General features: G+C 33.8%; 21 protein-coding genes and 1 pseudogene. 16 read left to right on the top strand and 6 right to left on the bottom strand.

Translation table 11 applies throughout. The features are described 5' to 3' along the window. Positions 1-3: 3 nt before the first annotated feature. From B9T31_RS02810 to epmA, 5 genes are all read left to right on the top strand, one after another. Positions 4-249, top strand: a complete 246-nt coding sequence (locus tag B9T31_RS02810; protein WP_086180455.1) for an Ada metal-binding domain-containing protein — start codon at positions 4-6, stop codon at positions 247-249. Beyond that, entirely contained in the window at positions 236-850 is a 615-nt protein-coding gene (locus tag B9T31_RS02805) for an alpha-ketoglutarate-dependent dioxygenase AlkB family protein (RefSeq protein WP_086180454.1), read from the top strand. The genes B9T31_RS02810 and B9T31_RS02805 overlap by 14 nt, the downstream gene beginning before the upstream one ends. 281 nt (positions 851-1,131) lie before the next feature. After that, entirely contained in the window at positions 1,132-1,593 is a 462-nt protein-coding gene (locus tag B9T31_RS02800) for a DUF4352 domain-containing protein (protein WP_139840895.1), read from the top strand. Between the two features lie 125 nt (positions 1,594-1,718). Further along, positions 1,719-2,786, top strand: a complete 1,068-nt coding sequence (locus tag B9T31_RS02795) for a 4-phosphoerythronate dehydrogenase (protein ID WP_086180452.1) — start codon at positions 1,719-1,721, stop codon at positions 2,784-2,786. Continuing rightward, positions 2,783-3,766: an EF-P lysine aminoacylase EpmA gene (gene epmA / locus B9T31_RS02790; RefSeq protein WP_086180451.1), complete on the top strand. Its 984-nt coding sequence runs from the start codon at positions 2,783-2,785 to the stop codon at positions 3,764-3,766. The genes B9T31_RS02795 and epmA overlap by 4 nt, the downstream gene beginning before the upstream one ends. 201 nt (positions 3,767-3,967) lie before the next feature. On the opposite strand, the gene uraH is transcribed toward epmA, so the two are convergent. The 3 genes and pseudogenes from uraH to B9T31_RS02775 form a co-directional block, all read right to left on the bottom strand. Continuing rightward, positions 3,968-4,366, bottom strand: coding sequence for a hydroxyisourate hydrolase (gene uraH / locus B9T31_RS02785; protein ID WP_086180450.1), 399 nt, complete (start codon positions 4,364-4,366; stop codon positions 3,968-3,970). Positions 4,367-4,494: 128 nt separating this feature from the next. Next, positions 4,495-5,280 carry an rRNA large subunit pseudouridine synthase E gene (locus tag B9T31_RS02780; protein ID WP_086180449.1) on the bottom strand — a complete coding sequence of 262 codons (786 nt, stop codon included), beginning with the start codon at positions 5,278-5,280 and terminating at the stop codon, positions 4,495-4,497. Positions 5,281-5,801: 521 nt separating this feature from the next. Continuing rightward, positions 5,802-6,880: pseudogene (locus B9T31_RS02775) on the bottom strand (MFS transporter). A gap of 178 nt (positions 6,881-7,058) precedes the next feature. Between B9T31_RS02775 and B9T31_RS02770 the strand changes: the two are divergent. After that, entirely contained in the window at positions 7,059-7,721 is a 663-nt protein-coding gene (locus tag B9T31_RS02770) for an ArsR/SmtB family transcription factor (protein WP_086180448.1), read from the top strand. 530 nt (positions 7,722-8,251) lie between these two features. On the opposite strand, the gene B9T31_RS02765 is transcribed toward B9T31_RS02770, so the two are convergent. Both B9T31_RS02765 and B9T31_RS02760 read right to left on the bottom strand, forming a co-directional pair. Then, positions 8,252-8,935: a hypothetical protein gene (locus tag B9T31_RS02765; protein ID WP_086180447.1), complete on the bottom strand. Its 684-nt coding sequence runs from the start codon at positions 8,933-8,935 to the stop codon at positions 8,252-8,254. Between the two features lie 338 nt (positions 8,936-9,273). Continuing rightward, on the bottom strand, positions 9,274-10,203 hold the full coding sequence (locus B9T31_RS02760; protein ID WP_086180446.1) for a LysR family transcriptional regulator: 930 nt from the start codon (positions 10,201-10,203) through the stop codon (positions 9,274-9,276). Between the two features lie 88 nt (positions 10,204-10,291). Between B9T31_RS02760 and B9T31_RS02755 the strand changes: the two genes are divergently transcribed. The 6 genes from B9T31_RS02755 to B9T31_RS02730 all read left to right on the top strand — a co-directional run bounded on the left by B9T31_RS02755 (position 10,292) and on the right by B9T31_RS02730 (position 16,198). Further along, positions 10,292-10,933, top strand: coding sequence for a hypothetical protein (locus B9T31_RS02755; RefSeq protein ID WP_086180445.1), 642 nt, complete (start codon positions 10,292-10,294; stop codon positions 10,931-10,933). 1 nt (position 10,934) lies between these two features. Further along, complete coding sequence (locus B9T31_RS02750) at positions 10,935-11,573, top strand: LysE family translocator (protein WP_086180444.1); 639 nt, start codon at positions 10,935-10,937, stop codon at positions 11,571-11,573. A gap of 26 nt (positions 11,574-11,599) precedes the next feature. Then, positions 11,600-12,793, top strand: a complete 1,194-nt coding sequence (locus tag B9T31_RS02745) for an aromatic amino acid transaminase (protein WP_086180776.1) — start codon at positions 11,600-11,602, stop codon at positions 12,791-12,793. 438 nt (positions 12,794-13,231) lie between these two features. After that, on the top strand, positions 13,232-14,371 hold the full coding sequence (locus B9T31_RS02740; RefSeq protein WP_086180443.1) for a tyramine oxidase subunit B: 1,140 nt from the start codon (positions 13,232-13,234) through the stop codon (positions 14,369-14,371). Between the two features lie 37 nt (positions 14,372-14,408). Then, on the top strand, positions 14,409-14,828 hold the full coding sequence (locus B9T31_RS02735) for a RidA family protein (protein ID WP_086180442.1): 420 nt from the start codon (positions 14,409-14,411) through the stop codon (positions 14,826-14,828). Between the two features lie 77 nt (positions 14,829-14,905). Beyond that, the gene (locus B9T31_RS02730) at positions 14,906-16,198 is read left to right on the top strand and encodes an NAD(P)/FAD-dependent oxidoreductase (protein ID WP_086180441.1); all 1,293 of its coding nucleotides are present in this window, start codon (positions 14,906-14,908) and stop codon (positions 16,196-16,198) included. Positions 16,199-16,289: 91 nt separating this feature from the next. On the opposite strand, the gene B9T31_RS02725 is transcribed toward B9T31_RS02730, so the two are convergent. After that, positions 16,290-16,967: a response regulator transcription factor gene (locus B9T31_RS02725; protein ID WP_086180440.1), complete on the bottom strand. Its 678-nt coding sequence runs from the start codon at positions 16,965-16,967 to the stop codon at positions 16,290-16,292. 289 nt (positions 16,968-17,256) lie between these two features. Between B9T31_RS02725 and B9T31_RS02720 the strand changes: the two genes are divergently transcribed. From B9T31_RS02720 to B9T31_RS02705, 4 genes are all read left to right on the top strand, one after another. Further along, complete coding sequence (locus B9T31_RS02720) at positions 17,257-18,681, top strand: APC family permease (RefSeq protein WP_086180439.1); 1,425 nt, start codon at positions 17,257-17,259, stop codon at positions 18,679-18,681. Positions 18,682-18,978: 297 nt separating this feature from the next. Further along, positions 18,979-19,932 (top strand): helix-turn-helix domain-containing protein, encoded by a 954-nt coding sequence (locus tag B9T31_RS02715; protein ID WP_086180438.1) that lies wholly within the window; start codon positions 18,979-18,981, stop codon positions 19,930-19,932. Positions 19,933-20,209: 277 nt separating this feature from the next. Beyond that, positions 20,210-21,241, top strand: coding sequence for a hypothetical protein (locus B9T31_RS02710; RefSeq protein WP_086180437.1), 1,032 nt, complete (start codon positions 20,210-20,212; stop codon positions 21,239-21,241). A gap of 201 nt (positions 21,242-21,442) precedes the next feature. Next, a complete protein-coding gene (locus B9T31_RS02705; protein ID WP_171264675.1) occupies positions 21,443-22,468 on the top strand; it encodes a flavin reductase family protein in 1,026 nt (341 codons plus the stop codon). Positions 22,469-22,470: the final 2 nt, after the last annotated feature.

Below are 22,470 nucleotides of genomic sequence, written 5' to 3'. Positions count from 1 at the left end.
AGCATGATTGATCACCAAATATTATCTGATGATGAGTTATATGTATTACTGAAGCATCAAAAAGTAATTCTGGCAGGAAATAGCCATTTAAAAATTTACGGTCAATTATCTTGCCGTTCTGGAAAACGAATGCAACGAAAAAACCGTGTGTTTTTCCAAAATGAACAAGATGCATTAGATCATGGCTACCGCCCATGTGGACACTGTATGAAACGACAATATCGGATTTGGAAAAATGGATCTATTTGAAAGTGAAAATTTGCATCGAAATTTACTACCTTATGATGGAACTGTAATATATTTTGGGCAAATCTTGACCAAAGAACAGGCAGACTTCTATTTTAAAATTTTGTTTCGTGAAGTTGAGTGGAAACAGGATGAAGCGATTATTTATGGAAAACATATTAGAACTAAGCGTAAAGTCGCTTGGTATGGCGATCATGCATATAGGTATACTTACTCTAATACAACCAAGCAGGCACTCACGTGGACAGCAGAACTCATTGAGCTGAAAAAGAAAGTAGAAGAAATGACGGGTGAAATATTTAATTCATGTTTACTTAATTTATATCATGATGGAAATGAAGGAATGGCGTGGCATAGTGATGGTGAGGTTGATTTAAAAAAACATGGCGCAATAGCATCTTTAAGTTTAGGGGCAGAAAGAAGATTTTGTTTTAAGCATAAAAAAGATGGTCAAGAAAAAGTAGAGCTTATTTTACGCCATGGAGGATTATTAGTCATGAAAGATGAAACACAAACACATTGGCTACATCGGCTGCCGTTAAGTACTAAAATTTCGACTGCACGTATCAATTTAACCTTTAGACAAATTGATTCTTTAATTTAGTGAAAAGTGAAGACAATATTTTAAATTAAAGTTTATGAATAAAATAAGAATGCATTGGAAGCAGATGATTGTATTTTAAATAATTATATTTGAAAAAATAGCTTTATAAAAAATATACATCATCACATATTTCGATTAAAAATAAAATAAAAAATCAAAAAATGTATGGATGTGTGACTTATTTGTTATTTTGGTTAATAAAATGATACAAAATTAAAATTAAAATGAGGCGAATTTGAGTAAAACTGAAGCATGTTTAAAGAATAATAATGGTTTTAGCAATGAAACTAAAATTAGTTGCTAGTCTATCAGTTTTAATATTTTCTGCTTGTTATGATCATGAAAGTGCTAAAAATACTGCACAATATAATTTAAAAGATGATGACATTGATCGTTCAATTCATGAAAGCAGTAATGGAATACAAGTGAATGGACAATTTCAAGTTAGTAATCAATTAATCAATAATGAGGTGCAAATTATTGCTTATGAAACAAATCAGCTAAAAGATGGTGCATATTATTTTCTTATCGTACTGAAGAATAATGGTCACAAACCTTTCACTTTACAGATGGAGCAAATTGTACTGATTGATCAATATGGAAATGAATATAATGCAGGTTTAGTCGGTTATGAGTTATTAGGTAAAGTCGAGCCATATGCTACTGTTAGTGGAATCATTGGGTTTGAAGGAGAAAAAAATATGATTCCTACAAATTTGAAATTTAAAAAAATAATAGAATAATTCAACTTATATTTTAAACAAGGTAAGCATTCATGATTTAAAATAAAAGGCTATAAAACTGAATGCATAATTTATATTTAAGGTTTGTAGCGTTATCATAAGGCAAGATTTGAATGGATTGTATTATGAATATCGTTGCGGATGAAAATTTGGCATTCACAGAGTATTTTTTTTCTGAATTTGGTGAAATTAGCCATCATGCAGGACGTACTTTAACTCAGCATGACGTTAAAAATGCAGATGCATTATTAATTCGTTCCGTGACTCAAGTTGATCATCAACTTATTAAAAATACAGAATTAAAATTTATTGGCAGTGCAACAATTGGAACAGATCATTTAGATATTAAAGCAATCGAACAACAAAATATTGTTTGGGCAAATGCCGCAGGTTGTAATGCTCAGGCTGTAGCAGAATATGTTATTACAGCATTATTCTCTTTACGCGAAGATTTATTAGAGATAGAAGAAAAATTTACTTTAGGTATTATTGGATTAGGGAATGTCGGTTCACGTTTAGCAAGTATGGCGAAACTATTGAATTGGAATGTGATTGCTTATGATCCATTTGTTCAAAGAGACCATGTCAAACAAGTAGATTTAGAATATCTACTGCAAAATTCAGATGCAATTTCAATTCATGTTCCTTTAACTCAGGTTGGCGAACACCCAACTTATCATTTAATTGATACAGCTGCCTTAGCGCAAATGAAACCCAGTACAATTTTAATTAATTCTGCACGAGGTCCTGTGGTATCAGAAAAGGCATTGATTGAAGATGTTCGCTGTACATCTCGTGCAGTGGTATTAGATGTATTTGAACATGAACCTGAAATTTCAGAAGAATTATTGAGTTTAATTCGGCTAGTTACACCTCATATTGCAGGTTATAGTTTGGAAGGAAAGGCTCGTGGTACACAAATGATTTATGAGGCTTTTTGCCAAAGGTTTAATTATACGATTAATAAACAATTTGAAACACAGTTAGCACCTTGTGCGCAATTTTTTAAAAATACAGAGTTGAAGCAAGTACTTCAGCAGTATTTATTTAAAATTTATGATATTCAACGAGATGATGAAAATCTAAGAGCTTGCTTAGAGCAAGGTAAAGTAGATCAGCAAGCTTTTGATGCTTTGAGAAAAAACTATCCTTTACGTCGTGAATGGGCTGCACATGGAGGACCAAAAGCATGAGTTTATCTAATATTCAATTTGAACCAACATGTGATTTAGCGGCAATGCGTGCACGTGCCAAAATGTATGCTCAAATTCGTCAATTTTTTAACGAACGAGATGTCCTTGAAGTTGAAACACCAATTTTATCACAAGCAGGTGTGACTGATATTCACTTGGCATCCATACAAGCACAACGACATGTCAATGGTCAGAAACAAACGCATTATTTACAAACTTCTCCAGAATTTGCGATGAAGCGTTTATTGGCAAGTGGCAGTGGTGCAATTTATCAAATTTGTAAAGTATTTCGTGATGATGAGCATGGACGTAAACATAATAGTGAATTTACTATGTTGGAATGGTATCGTCCACACATGAACCTAAAAGCGTTGATGTTTGAAGTGACAGATTTGTTGAATGTGACACTCAAACATAGATTTGGTGAAATCAGACCAACCATTTTAAGTTATAAACATGCTTTTATTGATCGTTTAGAATTAAATCCATTACAAGCAACGTTAACAGAATTAAAAGCATGTTGTCAGCGTGTTGGCTTAAACTTAGATTTAGGAAATGATCGATTAGGATATATCGATTTATTATTTTCTCATTTTGTTGAACCAAGTTTAGGCTTTGATACCCCCGTATTTTTAACTGATTTTCCGCCTGAGCTAGCATCGTTAGCGAAAACAAAAATGGATGAAGATGGTGAACTTGTTGCAGCACGTTTTGAGCTTTATATTGAGGGCTTAGAACTGGCAAATGCCTATGATGAGTTAATTGATGCAGAGGTTTTAAGATCACGTTTTGAGGCAGATAATGCCGAGCGGGAAAAGTTAGCTTTGCATATTATGCCAGTTGATGAATATTTATTAACGGCCTTACCTAAAATGCCAGATTGTTCTGGTATTGCACTGGGTATAGATCGTTTGCTCATGATTGCAACTGAGCAGATACAAATAGAAAAAGTGATGACATTTCCAGCTCATCTTTCTTAAATCTTAATGAATATTTAAAACCCATCAGTTGATGTGATGGGTAATTTTATGACAGATTGCAAAGAGCGTTATATTGAGGGTAATGAGTGTGGGATGAAAATTTATTTTGAACGCTTAAATTTTGTTGAAATGTATTATCTAATCGAATAGAAATAAAAATGGGTGCAAATAATGCATCCGAACATAAACAAAGATAAATAATTAGCTTCCACGATAAGTTGAATAACCATATGGGCTTAATAAAAGAGGGATATGGTAGTGGTCTACGCTGCCATCAATAATAAAAACAACAGGAACTTCAGGGAAAAACGAACGTGTATTTTGGGTTTTAAACCATTCACCAGTCTTAAAAGTCACTTTATATACGCCTTTTTGTAAGCTAGTATCTTTAGGGTATAAATCGCTAATCCGACCATCGACGTCCGTTTTTAATTCATTCAGTTTAACCCATTGACTGCCTTGTTGTGCTTCTAAAACAACAGCAATATTTTGAGAAGGTAAGCCTGTTTCTAAATTTAGAACGTGAACACTTAATGGATTTTGTGCAAAGCTGAGCGTTGTTAATCCTGATGTAATTGCACCCAAAATAATTTTTTTCATAATTTTCCTATACGATATTAAATAATCCCTTCATTATGGTTAAAATTAAAACAAAATTAAATGTGAAATTCATATGAATTATGTAATAAAAAAGATGCCTAAGCATCCTTTTTATTGACTTAAGTGACTTACCTTGGACGTCGACCACGACTTTTACTATTTGGACGTGTTGTTCCATTTGTTTTCCGACGGGGCTTGTCTGCATCATCCATTTGCCAGATACGTGGTGTTCCTGATTTTTTCTTTGGCTTTCCATCTTTATCTACTTTTTTATGGATAGGTTTACCACCTGTTCCGCCTGGCTTTTTGATATAAGAGCGTGAGCGGTAGGGTTGATCAGGCGGTAGGTCTTTAAAGTCTGGATATAACAAAGGTTCAATGACTTTGGTTTCTCCTGGTTGTAGTGCAAGTTGAACCAGATCAATAGAACCTATACGCGTACGAATGAGGCGTAAAGTAGGAAAACCAACAGTTGCGGTCATACGGCGGACTTGACGATTACGTCCTTCACAAATAGAAATTTCGATCCATGTTGTTGGGACTGTTGCACGGTAACGCACAGGTGGAATGCGTTCCCATAACCATTCTGGTTCTGAAACTTTAATAACTTTCGCTGGTAAGGTTATACCATCATTTAATTCAATACCTTTGCGAAGTTGTTCTAAAGCTTCTTCTGTGATATCTCCATCAACTTGAGCTAAATAAGTTTTAAATTTCTTATTTTCAGGATGTGTAATATATTGATTTAAACCACCATGATCCGTCAAAAACATTAAGCCTTCTGAATCCATATCCAATCGACCAGCAATTCGTAAATCTGGGTCATCAATGAAATCAGCCATAGTTTTATGCTTTTCATCTGGACGAAATTGGGAAAGGACGTCATAAGGTTTGTTAAGAATGACAATTTTCATTGTAGCCTATTGATATATCAGATTAAATATTTTTTAAACTAGAGAATTATACGTTTGAGTACCCGTTTTCTCTAGATTGGAGTAGGTGGTATAAGAAAGCCCACTTACTTATGGGCTAACTATAACAGATTACGACTTATATTCTTCAACTATATTTTTACATACAATGCGTGTCCACAAATATCTTTATTGGTTATTTGTAGGGGAGTATCGAATGGAATTATTTGTCATCAGTGCCTTAACGCCTATACGAGTTTAAATCTATTTTAGGCAACCATCTCCAATGACACATTATTGGGTCAATTTAGATTGTAAGTCTAAATATTATGACAATGGTGATTGTATTGCTGACTCTGGTGGTAGATGGATAACTGAGCTAAAAGTTTATTGTTTCGTAAAATTGGTATTGTCCATTTTTTACAGTATGGGTTGTTGCTAAGAAAATGACTTTCTTTACTGAATTATCAGAAGAGAAAGTCTTGTGCTTCTAGGTTGAATGAAGGATCAATATATTGGCATGATCAATAATTTACTCTAGGTTTATTATTTTTTTTAAAATTAAACCAAACCAATAAGCTTGTCAAAGCGACTAACCAAATGATTAATAATAGGTTCATATTTTTCCAACCCAAATAATTGAGCAATCCTGCAGCACTAAATGAACAAATAAGACCAATAGCAAAAATAGACATATCGTTAATTGCTTGTGCTTTGGATTTTTCAGAATTATTGTAAGTTGTTGTTAATAATGCGGTACCAGTAATAAAGAGAAAATTCCATCCAATACCAAGTAAAATGAGTGCTGTAGAAAATGCGTAGATATTATTAGACAACCCAATAATAATATAGCCAAAAAAGCAGGTTATTCCCGCTAACATAATTTTAAATTGACCAAAACGAGCAATTAATGAGCCCGTAAAAAATGATGGTAGAAACATTCCTAATACATGCAATTGAATGACTGTTGCAATTGAGTTTAATCCATAATGTGAGTGTTTCATTGCAATTGGTGTGGCGGTCATGCCTAAAATCATAATGCCATAACCAGTTGCTGCTACGGTAAGTGCAACAAAATAAGCAGGTTGAGTCATAATGGTGTGCCAAGATATTCAAGTTGAAATAAATTTCCACCTAAACGTGCTAACGTAGGTCCTAAAAGTGCGGCAACAATACCACCAGCCATGACCCATGAAATCGCTTTTGGGCGGAATTGATCATTAGCAACCTCACTGGCTGCAAAACGATAAAATTGAGCAAATGATTGAAAACCACCAATAAAAAAAGTTCCTAAAGCGAATAGAAATAAAGAGTGAGAATATAAACTGAAAGAAGCAATTGAACCACCAATGACACCAAGAAATGCACCGTACATGAACCCTAATCGTCGACCATATTTGCTCATTAACATTGAGGCAGGAAACATTGTAACGGCTGTACCTAAAAACATCGTTGCGATAGGTAGCGTTGCATATTGAGGTTGTTTAGCAAGTAAAGATCCAGCTAGTCCTCCAATCGTCATAACCATCACTGAAATAGTTTGGAATAAAGCTTGTGAGCCTGCAAGTAAGTAAACTTGCCGATACATAATTCGATTGGACATAAAAAACTCATGATTTGGAATCAGATTTTGAATATTAAAAAATAATATTCAATCAATATCGAGAATGATATAATAATCGGGTGTTGTGTATTACTTGTCAATACTTGATTCAATCAATCAAGATAATGATAGAATATGTTGAGATAACACAATTTGAGATTAAAAAAGGTGAGAAAGCATGAATAGTTGTTCTGTTAAACAGCAAATTAATGAGCATCTCGCTGAAATTGCTCAAGCGATTGGTCATGCAAATAGGCTCGAAATTTTGGAGTATCTTGCACAAGGGCAACATTCAGTTGAGGAATTAACAATCTTAACAGGTTTATCTGTTGCAAATACTTCACGTCATTTACAAATTCTACGTCGGGCTAAATTGGTTCAGACTGAGCGAAAAGGGAAATATATTTTATATAGCATGACTAATCAGGATGAAGTAGTCACTTTATTACGGGCATTGGGTATCGTTGGTGAGAATAATTGGGCAGAGATTCAAAAAATAATGAACGATTATTTTAATGCACAAGATACTTTAGAGCCGATTTCTAGACAGGCATTGTTATCACGTTTACAAGATGATGATGTCACCTTATTAGATGTTCGCCCTGAGCATGAATTTAGTATTGGCCATTTACCCAAAGCATTAAATATCCCACTCAAAGATTTACAAACAAAATTATCTCAATTACCAAAGCATCATGAAATTATCGCTTATTGCCGAGGGGCGTATTGTATTTTATCTGTTGAAGCTATCCGATTTTTACGGGAAAAAGGATTTAAGGTAAGACGTTTAGAAGATGGTTACCCAGAATGGAAAGCTGCAGGATTAACGGTGGAGACATGATCGGGAGATGATAAGTTGGTCCATCTAAGTTGAGTGGAAGAAGTATTTAATACTGATAAATCAACATTGGAAAAAGCAAGACGCTATTTGCAAAGATTTTAATATTTATTTTAAACAAAATTTAAGATTATTTATTGACGTTACTCTTTATCGCGTTGATATAGAATGTCTTTGGCGAGATTTATCTAAAGCCTTTGACCTCTCCAATTTAATTTTAGATAATTTTCTCGATGGTCTAAATGTAGCAAGTTATTAAAAATATTACTAAAAACATTGGTAATCGTTCAATGATTCATTTGGCAGTAAATATAAGTAGAAATCTTATAGTGTACCTTTCATGAAATGCCAAGAGATCCTGATTCTAGTGGATAGAGAAATTAAATTTGTCTATTAAAGCTAGAAAATATACTTTACTTTCATTAATTAGATTTTCGATCATTAATTTTTATGGCTTCAATCGTTAAAGCCCGTGTTAGATGATAACCATTGGGCTTTTTATGATAGGAGCTTTTATAAAAGCGGATGTACTACTATTCGAAGATCTTACTGATTGCTTGGAAAGGTAAAGTAACAACATCAAAAGCAACCGCAAAAGGGAAGAGGAATAGCTTTTCAGGTTGCCTTTGTGGTGTAGATTTTTCTTCTCGAGTTGTGTAAATACTGACGGTATATGGTTTACTTAATGGCTTAAGAGTATTGCGATTCGTGACGATCGGATAGACTAAACCTTTCAATGGAATCGTAAAACAAAAACGCTGAGAGTTTAATCGTTGATCACTAGAGCTTGTACATTCTTTAGCACCATTTTCAATAAAAAATTCACGATCTTTTTTGCTCACATCTTCTGAAAGTTTAACGTATTCCAAAGGTAGAACACCTGTGAATTTTCCATCATTATCCGCAGAATAAAACGTTAATTCTTTTTCAATTTGTATAAATTTTGGATCCAGTGCTGTAACGACTTTAACAAATTTATCGCCACCACTCGTAAGAACATAACTATTTTTTTGACCCGCAATGACTAAGCTATCTTGAGATAAATCAGAAAGGCTTTGTAATGGTTTCCCAAAAGCAAGCACATTGTCTTGCACTAAAAGTGTTTTAACATTTTTAGTATAGGTTTTTTCACTCTTATTCAGCAATGTTGTTGTAGCACAACTGCTTATGAATAATGTTGAAATAAGACAAAAAGGTAATAAATTAAATTTATTCATATTCTACTCATTTTCGTAAAAATATATTTGATTATAAAGAGATAAAATTATAAAAAGATAAAAAAAATATCTGAAATTTTTATCGTTAATTTAAACTAGCGATAGAAAGCTTATACTAAAAATGATCCTGTTTGCTAGAGCATGAAAAGAAATTGATAAGATTTTGAGGCGTGTCTAAAACTTAAAGAAAGATACACACAGTGAGTGTCTTTTTAAGATTAAATTGCGGTTTTATTTGTAAGTACTTTATTTTTAATTGATTTATTCTTTGTATTCTGTGGATGTACTTTATTAAATCATGAAATTTAAATATATTTTCAGGTTGAGCAATTAAAAAATTATTCTAAATAAGTAGTATTTACAGCAAGTTTTTTTGCTAGAAATTGAATGAATACTTCTATTTTGGGTGCCAAATGGCGTGTAGGTGGGTAGAGTAACCAAGCATCGCCACTGTAATAAGTTTTGAAATACCAATCTGGTAGAACTTGAATTAAGGCTTGTGTTTTTAAATAATGCTGAGCAACAAAATAAGGTAAACTTGCAATTCCCATATGCTGTAATGCTGCATCTAACCTTATACCTGTATGATTTGCTGAATAGCGTCCTTTTACCGTAACACTTATTGTTTTATTCCCTTTTTGAAATCTCCATTTTGAGTCACTTGCTTGTTCGCCCAAAAAAATACATTGATGATGCTTTAAATCTTGAGGATGCTGTGGCAGAGAATTTTTTTCTATATATTCAGGTGTTGCAACAAGAACATGATCAATTTTAATTAATTTTCTCCCTTTTAATCCTAAAGGTGGTTCATTGGTAATTCTGATTGCAAGATCGATTTCATTATCAATAAAGTCTATGAGTTTATCTTCCAAAAGCATTTGAATATCAACTTTCGGATAATATTCTAAAAATTCTGGAATATGAGGATGAAGTAGATAATGTCCCACAGCTTTAGGTACGCTAATTCGAACAATACCTTGTGGTTCTGAATCAAATTTACCTGAACTTTCAATGACAGCTTGAGCGGATTTTACCATTTCAAGGCAATGAATATAAGCTTGTTTCCCACTCTCACTTAAACGTAATTTACGTGTTGTTCTTTGCAACAAACGAGTTCCGAGTGCATGTTCTAATCGTGATATTGCTCGACTAATTGCCGATGGTGTGTTTCCAAGTTGTCGAGCTGTTTCTGAGAAGCTTCCTGTCTCAACAACTTTAACAAAAATAGCCATTTCTTGTAGCAATGAAATACTTTGATTTGTGCTCATAGGGCAAAAATGAATTGATTTTTGGATAGATTATCATTTCTAGGCAATATTTATATAATCTTTTTATGCAATATTTTTAGAGATGATTATGACTGAGGCTTTATATTTATTAGGTGCTACTTGTGCTGATGTGAGTGTTTTAGCATGTTCTTTAGTGCCCAATGGTCTTTTTGCTGTGCAGCTTTCAGCAACACCTTTCCATCCACAGGGTGGAGGGCAACCAAGTGATACTGGAAATATTAAGGATATTTCGGTTGAACATGTTGCGATTGAAGGTGATGAAATTATTCATTATTGTAAGCAGCCGATTTGTTTAGGGCAGGCTTTTGCTCAAGTGAATGAGGCGCAAAGAAAATATTATAGTCGTTTACATTCTGCTGGGCATTTAATTGGACATCTAGTACAAGAATTAGGTTGGACACCAATAAAGGCTCAGCATTGGCCAGAGGAGGCGAAGGTACAATTTATAAAACAAGAACACGCTCAAGAGATAGATTTACAGTCTTTACAAACGCAATGTAATCAATATATTTCAGATCATTTGCAATGCTTTATTAAAACAAATGCAGAGGGTTATCGTGAAGTGAATTTTGGTTTTTTACCTGCATATCCATGTGGTGGAACGCATGTAGAATTTTTGTCTGAAATTATTGAAATTACCCTGACGGAATCTAAGTTAAAGAAAAATAAACTGACGATTCATTATAAAATTCCTGATGAGCAGCAATAATATGTGGGCACAATATGGCATTGAGTTTTTAGGATTGGCTTTAGTTCATTTTCTTGCGGTAATTTTACCTGGCCCAGATTTTGCGATTACAGTGAGAAATACGATTCGTTTTGGCGTAAGAATCGGATCTATTACGGCGATTGGGATAGGCGCAGGTATTTCAATTCATGTTTTTTATACACTTGTAGGATTAGGGCTGATTATTCAACACCATACATGGTTGATGTCGATATTTCGTATTTGTGGTGCTTTATATTTGATTTATTTAGGTTGGGGATTATTACGTAATCACTCATCGAGTGTTATTGACTCAAATGAAAATATAGGCAGTACGCAGATTTTAAGCCAATGGAAGGCATTTAGCATAGGTTTTATGACCAATGCATTAAATCCTAAAGCGACCATTTTTTTTCTTGCGATTTTCACAACGTTGGTGAATCCGCAAACACCGATGAAAATTCAAATATTTTATGGTATTTGGATGTGTATGATTAATGCATTATGGTTTATTGTAGTAGCGGTCTTATTTTCCCAACCTATTGTTCGAAATAAGTTTTTAAGCATGGGGAGAAAATTTGAAACTTTCATAGGAATTGTTTTTATCATTTTCGCAATGAACTTAATATTTACAAGCCTATAAGCCTGAAGAAATGAGTATTTTAAATGATTTTTGAACATGTTGAAGCATATCCTGGTGACCCAATTTTATCACTTATGGATGATTTTAATCAGGATCAACGTAGCGAAAAAGTGAACTTAAGTGTTGGCTTTTATTATGATGAGGTGGGAAATGTTCCTGTTTTAGATTCTGTTAAAGCTGCAAAAGAATTTTTAGATCAACAGCCTGTAGAAGCAAATTTATATTTACCAATGAGTGGTGATGCACGTTATTGTCAAGCTGTACAGCGTCATATTTTTGGTGAACAATCAACATCTGTGACAGAGCGTATTGTCACTGTGCAATCAGTGGGTGGTTCAGGTGCACTACGTGTTGGTGCCGATTTTCTTAAACGATATTATCCAGATGCAAAAATTTATGTAAGCCAACCCACTTGGGATAATCATCAAGCAATTTTTGCTGGTGCTGGCTTTGAAGTATTGCGTTATCCCTATTTGAATCAAGGGAAAAGTGAAATTGATTTTGCAGGTATGCTGAAAACATTCGAAAGTTTAGCAGCGCATAGCATTGTACTTTTACATGCATGTTGTCATAACCCGACAGGTTTAGATCTAATTCCTGCTCAATGGGATCAATTATTCAATTTATTTAAAGAAAAACAGATAATTCCATTTTTGGATTCTGCATATTTAGGTTTGGGAGATGGTCTTGAGCAAGATGCTTATGCCATTCGTGCATTGGCTCAATCTGGACTCACTGGATTTGTGAGTAATTCATTCTCTAAAGTTTTTTCACTCTACGGTGAACGTGTAGGTTCATTGTCTGTAGTATGTGAATCTGCTGAAATTGCAAGTCGTGTTTTAGGTCAGCTTAAAGCCACCATTCGAATGAATTATTCAAATCCACCTCGCTTTGGTGCTCAATTGGTTCGTACCATTTTAGAAAGTGAAGTACTGTATCAGCAGTGGAAGTCTGAAGTTGATGTCATGTTAAAACGCTTATTACAAATGCGATCTGATTTACATCAAGCAATTCAGCAAATTAATCCTAAGCTCGATGTTAGCTATCTATTGAACCAAAAAGGCATGTTTAGCTTTACAGGATTAAGCCCTGAACAAGTTGAAGAAATTCGTGAAAAATATGGCGTTTATCTGATTCGTAATGGTCGAGTTTGTGTTGCAGGATTGAATACTGGAAATATTGAAGTTGTTGCAAAAGCCATTGCGAATGTTTCACATTAATTTTTAGATGATGAGAACGATATAAAACGACTGAATACAGTCGTTTTATTTTTTATATATCTAATGAATTGGTTTGAAAAAATATTTTCTCGAATAACTTGATGAGTTTTTAATTATTATAAATCAATATCTTATAATTTAAATTATAAATGGGATGAACTAAAAATATTGCGAAAAATGAATGATGCTAAGGATAGATTTAGTTATTCCTAATACTTAAAAAATAAGATTATGGCGACACAATGATCAGTCGCTAAAACAATGCCGTTGAAATCAACCCTATGGTTGATGTTTTTCCCACGCACTTATCATAATTTTAAATCATTAAATTGATGAGTTAAAAAACATATTGAACTGGGGTTTTTAAAATTTTGTCTGAGATATTGGACTTAGTTTTGAGTCTTCATTGGAAAATATGCATCTAGGGAAAGAAAGGCTATGACGCAAGATACAAAAATTGATTTTATCTATTTGTCTGAAGCAGACATGATTAAAGCAGGCGTGACTGATATGCCTGCATGTGTAGATACGATGGAAGAAATGTTCAGCTTACTGTATCACGGTGATTATCGGATGGCTGGACCCAATAATGATTCACATGGTGCAATGATTGTTTTTCCAGAAAATTCATCTTTTCCAAATATGCCAAAACCTACAGCAGACCGCCGTTTCATGGCAATGCCTGCCTATTTAGGCGGTAAGTTTTGTCAAACTGGTGTGAAATGGTATGGTTCAAATATTGAAAATCGTAACAAAGGCTTACCACGTTCAATTCTAATGTTCACATTAAGTGATACAGATACAGGTGCTCCATTAGCCCATATGTCTGCAAATTTATTATCGGCATATCGTACAGGTGCAATTCCAGGCGTGGGTGCTCGATACTTAGCACGTCAAGATGCAAAAGTAATTGGACTTGTGGGACCGGGTGTTATGGGACGTACATCTGTGGCTGCTTTTATTGCTGTTAGACCGAATATTGATACCATTAAAGTAAAAGGTCGTAGCCAAAAGAGTATTGATGAGTTTGTTATTTGGTTAAAAGAGAACTATCCACAAATTAGTAATATTCAAATTGTCGATACGGTTGAAGAAGTTGTACGTGATTCGGACATTGTAACGTACTGTAATTCTGGTGAAGTCGGTGATCCAAATACCTATCCATTGGTGAAAAGAGAATGGGTTAAAAAAGGTGCATTCTTGGCGATGCCTGCTGTATGCAATATTGATGAAGCAATGCAAGCATCAGATATTCGTAAAGTTCTTGATAATCCAGGGATGTATGAAGCGTGGTTTGAAGAGTTACCAAGACCTGCACATAATGTCGTGCCATTAATTGGTGTGAAATTTATGGATTTGGTTGAAGAAGGCAAAATTGCTGCTGAAGAATTAGAAGATTTTGGCAAAATTGTCGCAAAAGAAGCGCCAGCACGTCAAAACGATGATGAAATTATTTTGATGTCTGTGGGCGGGATGCCAGTAGAAGATGTGGCTTGGGCTTCTGTGGTGTATAAAAATGCCTTAGAAAAAGGGATTGGAATCAAACTGAATTTGTGGGAAACCCCAGCATTACGTTAATGCATTTTATTATTTTAAATTAATCAGGACAGTAAAAATGAGTAAAATCACGAAAGTTAATACAGGTTCAGCTTTTGAAGAAAAAGGCAGTTATTCACGATTGGTTGCGGTAGATAACTGGATTTATGTATCCAACACAGCAGGTCGTAATCCTGAGACTAAATTAATTTCTGAAGATGTTTTGGAACAGGCAAAGCAAGTTTTTGCCAATATTGAAACGGCATTAGCCGCAGTGAACTCCTCTTTGGCAGATGTAGTCATGTCACGGGTGTTTATACAAGATCCAACAGATACGAATACAGTCATGGAGTTTATTGGTCAAAAATTTAAAGGAATTAATCCAGCCACTACCGTTACTTGTCCGCCATTAGGTTCGACAGTATATAAGGTGGAGCTGGAAGTAACTGCCTATCGCGGTGCTGCTCAATTAGAATTAGAGCATATTAAAATTGCTTAGATTTGAATTGCATGCTTTTTTGACTCAGATGTGAGTCAAAAAAGCTTAAATACAATCAAGATAAAAGGAAAGATGGAATGGTTCCAACGATTGTGCCAGTGCAGACTTCAAGTGTATTACCTAAAACAGCAACAGTTGTCATTATTGGCGGTGGCGTTGTTGGTTTGAACGCTGCTTTAACACTTGCAGAACGTAATATTTCTGTCGTAGTGATTGAAAAAGGACAAATAGCAGGTGAGCAATCATCACGTAATTTAGGTTGGGTACGCAAAACCAATCGTTTTGCAGATGATGTACCTTTAGCAGTGGCATCAGACCGATTATGGTCAGAAATGAATGAACGCGTAGATGGTGAAGTTGGATATCGCCAAGCTGGCATTATGTTCTTGTCCAATAGTGACGCACAAATAGAATTGCAAAAAAAATGGCTGAAATCTGTTGAACATTTAAATTTAGATTCTAAAATTATTAGTGCAAAAGAGGTGGATGAATTAGTTCCACATGGACAGGGTCACTGGGCAGGAGCATTGTATACACCATCGGATGGTCGAGCGGAGCCCACACTCGCATCAAGTGCAATTGCAAAAGCAGCAATAAAGAAAGGTGTGGTGATTGTCACGCAATGTGCAGCGCGTCATTTAGATATTCGAAATGGTCAGGTATATGGTGTAGAAACAGAAAAAGGCAAGATAAGCTGTGAGCAAGTATTGTTGGCAGGTGGTTTTTGGTCACGCCGTTTTCTTGGAAATTTAGGAATTTCGTTACCAAGTTTACCTTTAATTTGTTCCGTCTTTAAAACAAAACCTATGAAAGGGCCAACTGAAATTGCTGTTGGTGCAGGGAATTTTTCATTTAGAAAGCATATTGATGGCGGCTACATCATTACTCAGCGTGGAAAATTAGATGCTCCGATGACGCTTGATCATTTATTATTGGGCAGTAAATACTGGGAACAATTAAAAGCACAACGAAGTTTCCTCAACATTACTTTTGGAAAATACTTTTTTCAAGATTTACTTACTGCGAAAAAATGGTCTAAAGATAGCGTGACACAATTTGAGAAAGTACGCATGATGGATCCATTGGCAAATGAATCTTTAAATCAAGATGCGTTGCTTAATTTACAAGCGGCATGGCCGATGTTTAAACATGTCGAAATCGAGAATACTTGGGCAGGTATGATTGATGTCACACCAGATTCAAACCCAGTGATCGATTCAATTGATCATATTCAAGGTTTAACAATTGCAACAGGTTTTTCTGGGCATGGCTTTGGAACTTCACCAGCAGCAGGGTATTTGGCCGCAGATTTAATCTCTCAACAGCAACCAATCATCGATCCAACCCCTTATAGTTTTAAACGGTTATAAGTGATGTCACATGAGCTAGCTTCTATTTAGCTTAGCTCATGTATATTTGTTCAAAACTCAATGTTATTTTAAACAAAGTAGATGATTGAATTTATTGTATCTTGAGTGCTTTTAGAATTAATTCACGTTTGCTTTTGACCATGGTTTTTTGAAAAATGTGATGTATATGTGTTTTAACTGTCGCAAGACTAACAAATAAGGCATCGGCAATTTCTTGATTTTTTTTGCTGGTCAAAATGAGATTTAATACTTGACGTTCAGATCGCGTTAAAAGTTGAGTAATTTCTTCTGAAAGTTCAAACTTAGCATCTGTATTTAACGGTCGCTTCGTATTATATTGTGCTAAATCATAACAACTTTTAATGATTTGTATTTCTTGTGGATTAAACGCTTGTTCATTGTCACTACGTATTAAGCTAATGCCGACATAACTGCGCTGATCAGGTTTAAATACCAATTCGATATTATCTAAAACATGATTATCTTTTAAAAAGTGATGATAAGGTTCAGGAATATCTTGATGCTTGAGTTGAATAATACTGTTTTGATTTTTAGGCTGATTTAGAACGTTAATAGGATCATATTGGCACATATCATTTAAATAGCGTCCAATAGAGTGCTCCGAAATGTTTTTTGAATAATAAGCATTTAAGCTGGGTGTGGTTGAAGGCAATTCAACTTGATAGGCAAAAAAGCTTTGCAGCGGAACAACTCTACTTAATGCAGAGACAAAGTGATCGACAAATTCATTCCATGATCTTGGTTGCATATCTTAATTACTCCATATAAAGATAAGTCCAGATGTCATTATTTCCATAACAATTTATCATCTAATGATCTTCATATTCGTGTTATCAAAATTGAGCAATTTTTAGTAATCTGATGAATTTTAAAACGTTAAACTATATAAAAATACTTTATAAATAGGGGTATAGCGTTGAAATGAAATATTGTGCTATTTAGTATTAAAGTTTAAATATTAAAAAGTGCTCAATTTTGATAATACCTTAAGGTGAATACTCATAGACTAAATGGATAAGTTGTTCATGGAGAATAAGATGACGAACAATAATTCATTGAAACAAGGAAGTTTAGGGCTGTTTACAGTAGTATTTTTTGTAGTCGCTGCCGCATCCCCACTCACGGGGGTTATCGGTGCATTGCCTGTTACCTTTTTTATAGGGAATGGCGTCGGTGTTCCGAGTGTATTCATTATGGCAGGAATATTACTTTTATTATTCAGTTTTGGCTTTGTGACCATGGGTAAATATGTGGTAAATGCAGGTGCATTTTATGCCTATATTGTTCAAGGAATTGGAGTGCGATGTGGTTTGGGGGGCTTAAATGCAGCACTATTAGCTTATGTCGCAATTCAATTAGCAGTCAGTACAATGTTTGGTTTTTTTACCAATGAGTTTGTTCAGTCGCAATGGGGAATTCAAATCCCATGGTGGATATATGCTATTTTAATGCAATGTCTTGTGGTGATTTTGGGCATTTTAAAAGTTGAGATTGGCGGTAAAGTATTGGGCATTCTATTATTGTTTGAAATAGGAGTTGTCTTACTGCTTGATTTTACAATTTTAAAATCAACGACAGAATTTACCTATAACTCATTTGCTCCTGATATTTTTTTGGGTGGTAACTTAGGTATTTCTCTTGTATTCGCAATTTGTTCATTTATTGGTTTTGAAGCAACAGCAATTTATTCAGAAGAATGTAAAAACCCACAAACAACAGTCGCACGTGCTACTTTTATTGCAGTTTGTTTAATTACCGTTTTTTACGCAATTACCTCATGGGCTTTAATTCAATATGTCGGAGAGGGAACGTTAGTTGAAGTTGCTGCTGCTGATCCTGGAATGATGGTATATAACATTGCACAAAGTAGCTTAGGGACATGGTCTATACAAATCATGTCAGTGTTATTAATCACCAGTTTATTTGCTGCAACACAAGCATTTCATAATTCACTTGCACGTTATTTATTTACCATGGGGCGTGATGGATTAATCTGGTCTAAAATAGCACAAACACATGCAAGTAATAATACACCGTATGTAGCGAGTATTATTCAAGGATTATTTATTATTGCAATTTTAGCTTTTGCAGGAATTGAAAACTTAGATCCAATGGTCGATGTTTTTGCATGGGGATCTGTCATTGCAAGCATGGCGATTTTAATTTTACAAATAGGCGTTTCAGTTGCTGTAATTATTTTCTTTAGAAAAAACAAACAACTGAATGCATCATTATGGAGCGGCACGATTGCACCCTTTTTGGCCTTGGTTGGAATGAGCTGTGTTTTAGTGCTGGTTGTACAAAATATTAAAACGCTAAGTGGGAGTGAATCGCCAATCATTCAACTTGTTCCATGGTTTGTCTTTGGAATCGTTTTTCTTGGGATTATCTGGGCTCAAATTATTCAAATTATTCAACCAGAAAAGTTTAAACAATTAAAGAAACTTATTAAGTATCTATAATTATTTCGATGTATATTAACTATAGGATGAATAATCCTATAGTTAATTATTTTTTGCTTGGCACCTCATATTTTATGATCTAAAGAATGATTGAATTTGAATATGAGATTAAATTAAGCAAAATTTTTTACAGCGTTTAAATCTTTTCGATATAATGAATTGAATAAATAATGAACTACAGATAAGATTAGTTAAAATATTAACTAAATGAAAAAATAGGGTCAATCTTAGGGAAGAGTGGCTTATATCTTGCATTGATAGGAATCAATGCACTTCATTTGACAATGAGAAGAACGGATGCAACGACAAGCGATCAATGAAAATCAGTGTATTACCGATTCCTATGTACATTTGGAAATCTTAAATGATTGGGTATTAACATATGATCAAATTTCGACTGGAAAGTTTGAAAGCTACCTTCGTGAAATTTCATTTGATGGAATACAAATTTATGAGGAAAAAATAAAACCTTCTATTTTTCAACAAGGTCAAGCGAAAAAAAACGGACTATGTATAGGAATGTTTTCACAACTTTCTAATAATGCAATTTGGTTGGGGAAAAATATTACAGGGCATGAAATTCTAACCTGTTATGATCAAGATGAAATTATGTTATTGTCTCCTGAAAATAGCACATTTATTTGTTTATCAATCCCATTTCATTTACTAAGTAATCATAATTTACAATTCGATCATGCGAAATATGGTCATGTTTTAGGATGTGAATATAGTGAAGTATTTTATGAACAATTTATAAAATTGTTGGCTAACGTGCTTGAAAATACGCACTCGATTCGAAATTTTGCAACAAAACAACAAGTAAAATCTGAGATATTAGAATTGGGCGATCAATATCTCAGTGTATTAAATAAACATCACCAACCGCTTAAAGTTTCTAAACAAAAAGCAAAAAATGTGGTCAAAAAGGTTTATGAAATATTACAAGATAATAAAGATCAATGTTATTCCATAGAGGATCTTTGTCGTATTACATTTACATCACGCAGAACATTACAAAATTGCTTTGAACAAATTACTGGACAAAGTCCAGCATTATTTTTAAAAACTCTGAAATTAAATGCGGTCAGAAGAATATTACAAAATTCTCCAGATGAAGTGACGATTGGTGATGTTGCGATTGATTGGGGGTTTTGGCATTTATCTCAGTTTTCAGGTGATTATAAACGTTTATTTGGAGAATCACCTTCTCAGACTTTATTGAATAAAAATAGCAAATCTATTGTTTACTAAATCTATATTTCTCCAAAGTTCATATGTTTAAATTAGGTGCTTAATGATAAAGAAGATTAATGATTCAGAATCACTAAAAAATATGTAAAATTTTATGTTTTGATGAATATATATGATTTTTTAATTTTATTATTTGCTTTTAGTGAAAATTAATAAAAGAATATATTTATCATATTTTATTAATAATAAATGTAAAAATAAACATTACAAATAATATATTCTAAATTCTCAATATAAAGATTCAGCTTTTGCTCGAAATCAAATTCAGGATTCATGAATGAAATTAATCACATCACTTATTGGGGCTTGTGTAATGAGTATTTGTTTTCAAACAAATGCTCAAGATGAAGTTTTTAGCCCAAACGGGTCTATTGACTTTACGCAAATTTTTTATGGTAATGCAGGAAAATATAAAACGTCTGAAGTACATCCATCTATTGCATTTAACTATAACTTTTTACCGAAGTGGAGTTTGGGAGTTAACTGGGATCGTTCATGGAATTTGTATGATTATAAAGGCTTAGAGAATCAGCAAAATAATCGTTATAGTATTCCTTTAGTGACATTAAATTATAACAATGGAAATATTGAAAATACTCAAGTGAATTGGTCTTCCTCCTTAATGTTGAAATATCAAAATAGTTTTAGCCAAGACAGTCAAACCTATGCAATGGCACAAACCAGTTTTGATCTTTCAAGTTATCTTCCTTCTTCAGAATATATAAAAGCGACACAATTTGCGCTTACGCCCCTATATATATATGGGTGGAATTCGGAAGGTTCAACGGCACATAGCAATACTGTAGGTTTAAGCTTTTTGTCTAATTGGGAATTGCCTGCTAACTTTTCAGTTACTTTAAATGCTTATGCTTTCAGAGAGTGGTATGCAGGTAGTTTTGTCCTTCAAAATGAAGATCAGACATATAAAAATGCCAATTATTTTATGATATTGGCTTACCTAAACTATAATAAAACCATTTATGAGTTTAATGATAAAACACAGCTGAAATTTAATTTTATTGGTGGTATGGATCCTTGGATTGCATCAAATAAAAAAGCAGCGTGGAGTCCGTTTTTATTGAGTAATGAAATGTATGAGTGGGTGGGGCCTACGGTGACGGAAGGAAATTATAAAAATACATATAATCTTTTCACCTTACCTCAACTGAATTTAAGTTATCAGTTGGATAAATCATTGTCTGTATCTTTATTTGCACAAGCAAAATATTCAAATCAAGTCTGGGGATCGACAGAAAAAGATTGGCGTGTACAACCGCAAGGAGGCTTTAGTCTTTCCTATCAATTTTAATGAATTTTCTTAAACAAAGGTATTGATTTTATTCAAGCTGCTGTGGGATTTTCTATTGATCTAAATTGGCGATTTAAGCGTATTAAAAGTCCATATCCATAAACTATGCCTATTTTTTTCAAAGTATGCTCAATACATAGATGATTGAAATAGGTATTTATTGTGTGGATTTTATTTTTACTCTTTTTGGGCTTCATGATATTGAGCATCGTAAGTTATGCGATTTATAAAAAGAAATATTTAGAAACTACTCGACCTGTAATGATTGATCAATGGGAGTTTTATGGTCATCAGTATGTGAAATTGATACTTAAACCAGTACATGGAAAATTACCGAAATGGGAACCTGGTGCTCATATTGTAATTGAATTAAAGACCAAGCAAGGTCGCATTAGGCGTCCATTTTCAATTAGTGGTGGTAATCAAGATTATTATGAATTATTGATACATGCAGATCAGCGCGGTCAAGTGACTGGGTACATCTTAGATCATTTAGTGCGCGGTGAAATTCTCTACATGATGCCACCGCGTGGACGATTTTTTAATTTAAAAAATACTTCAAAAAGCCAGATATTGTTTTTAGCCTCTGGTGTTGGTATTGCACCTTTATTACCAATGTTAATGTCTAAAATACAACAAGGTATTAAGGTGAGTTTAATCCATACCGTACCCTTACAAGATAATTTAATTCGATATGATGCGCTGGTTCAACTGGAAAATACCAATGCTAACTTTACATATTTACCAGTTATTACACAGGAAAAAACCAATAATTCAAAAATAATACAACAGCGTATTACCGCTATTTTATTGGCTCAACTGGGTTTTTCGCATTTTAATGGGGATGTATTTTTATGTGGATCGCATATATTTGTGAAAAGCTTAATATCGTATTTAAAGCAGATAGAAGTATATGGCAATATTTTTCAGGAATCGTTTGCAGGTTATAAACCTGATCCAGATTTTAAAATTCAAGTGGGTCAGCAGATCTTTAAACAAGGTAAAAATCAAACAATTTTAGCGGCATGTGAAGCAAATAATATTCTTCCATTTGCTGAATGTCGTACAGGTCATTGTTTAAACTGTAGAGCAGTGTTACATACAGGTAAAGTAAAAAGTGATTTACCTATTCAGGCTCAAATCGGAATTTCACCCATTCTACAGGAGAATATGATTTTGACCTGTTGCTCAGTGCCTGAAACAGATATTGTGCTTGAGTTTAAATAAAA

The sequence above is a fragment of the Acinetobacter sp. ANC 4558 genome (assembly GCF_002135375.1).
Lineage (GTDB): Bacteria > Pseudomonadota > Gammaproteobacteria > Pseudomonadales > Moraxellaceae > Acinetobacter.
Note: the sequence above shows the minus strand (reverse complement) of the source record. Positions and strands in the feature narration are given on the sequence as shown.

What these genes read in the sequence shown, in the direction of transcription:
- B9T31_RS02810 (WP_086180455.1), top strand. Translation starts at nt 4, where the DNA reads ATGATTGATCACCAAATATTATCTGATGATGAGTTATATGTATTACTG.
- B9T31_RS02805 (WP_086180454.1), top strand. Translation starts at nt 236, where the DNA reads ATGGATCTATTTGAAAGTGAAAATTTGCATCGAAATTTACTACCTTAT.
- B9T31_RS02800 (WP_139840895.1), top strand. Translation starts at nt 1,132, where the DNA reads ATGAAACTAAAATTAGTTGCTAGTCTATCAGTTTTAATATTTTCTGCT.
- B9T31_RS02795 (WP_086180452.1), top strand. Translation starts at nt 1,719, where the DNA reads ATGAATATCGTTGCGGATGAAAATTTGGCATTCACAGAGTATTTTTTT.
- epmA (WP_086180451.1), top strand. Translation starts at nt 2,783, where the DNA reads ATGAGTTTATCTAATATTCAATTTGAACCAACATGTGATTTAGCGGCA.
- uraH (WP_086180450.1), bottom strand. Translation starts at nt 4,366, where the DNA reads ATGAAAAAAATTATTTTGGGTGCAATTACATCAGGATTAACAACGCTC.
- B9T31_RS02780 (WP_086180449.1), bottom strand. Translation starts at nt 5,280, where the DNA reads ATGAAAATTGTCATTCTTAACAAACCTTATGACGTCCTTTCCCAATTT.
- B9T31_RS02770 (WP_086180448.1), top strand. Translation starts at nt 7,059, where the DNA reads ATGAATAGTTGTTCTGTTAAACAGCAAATTAATGAGCATCTCGCTGAA.
- B9T31_RS02765 (WP_086180447.1), bottom strand. Translation starts at nt 8,935, where the DNA reads ATGAATAAATTTAATTTATTACCTTTTTGTCTTATTTCAACATTATTC.
- B9T31_RS02760 (WP_086180446.1), bottom strand. Translation starts at nt 10,203, where the DNA reads ATGAGCACAAATCAAAGTATTTCATTGCTACAAGAAATGGCTATTTTT.
- B9T31_RS02755 (WP_086180445.1), top strand. Translation starts at nt 10,292, where the DNA reads ATGACTGAGGCTTTATATTTATTAGGTGCTACTTGTGCTGATGTGAGT.
- B9T31_RS02750 (WP_086180444.1), top strand. Translation starts at nt 10,935, where the DNA reads ATGTGGGCACAATATGGCATTGAGTTTTTAGGATTGGCTTTAGTTCAT.
- B9T31_RS02740 (WP_086180443.1), top strand. Translation starts at nt 13,232, where the DNA reads ATGACGCAAGATACAAAAATTGATTTTATCTATTTGTCTGAAGCAGAC.
- B9T31_RS02735 (WP_086180442.1), top strand. Translation starts at nt 14,409, where the DNA reads ATGAGTAAAATCACGAAAGTTAATACAGGTTCAGCTTTTGAAGAAAAA.
- B9T31_RS02730 (WP_086180441.1), top strand. Translation starts at nt 14,906, where the DNA reads ATGGTTCCAACGATTGTGCCAGTGCAGACTTCAAGTGTATTACCTAAA.
- B9T31_RS02725 (WP_086180440.1), bottom strand. Translation starts at nt 16,967, where the DNA reads ATGCAACCAAGATCATGGAATGAATTTGTCGATCACTTTGTCTCTGCA.
- B9T31_RS02720 (WP_086180439.1), top strand. Translation starts at nt 17,257, where the DNA reads ATGACGAACAATAATTCATTGAAACAAGGAAGTTTAGGGCTGTTTACA.
- B9T31_RS02715 (WP_086180438.1), top strand. Translation starts at nt 18,979, where the DNA reads ATGCAACGACAAGCGATCAATGAAAATCAGTGTATTACCGATTCCTAT.
- B9T31_RS02710 (WP_086180437.1), top strand. Translation starts at nt 20,210, where the DNA reads ATGAAATTAATCACATCACTTATTGGGGCTTGTGTAATGAGTATTTGT.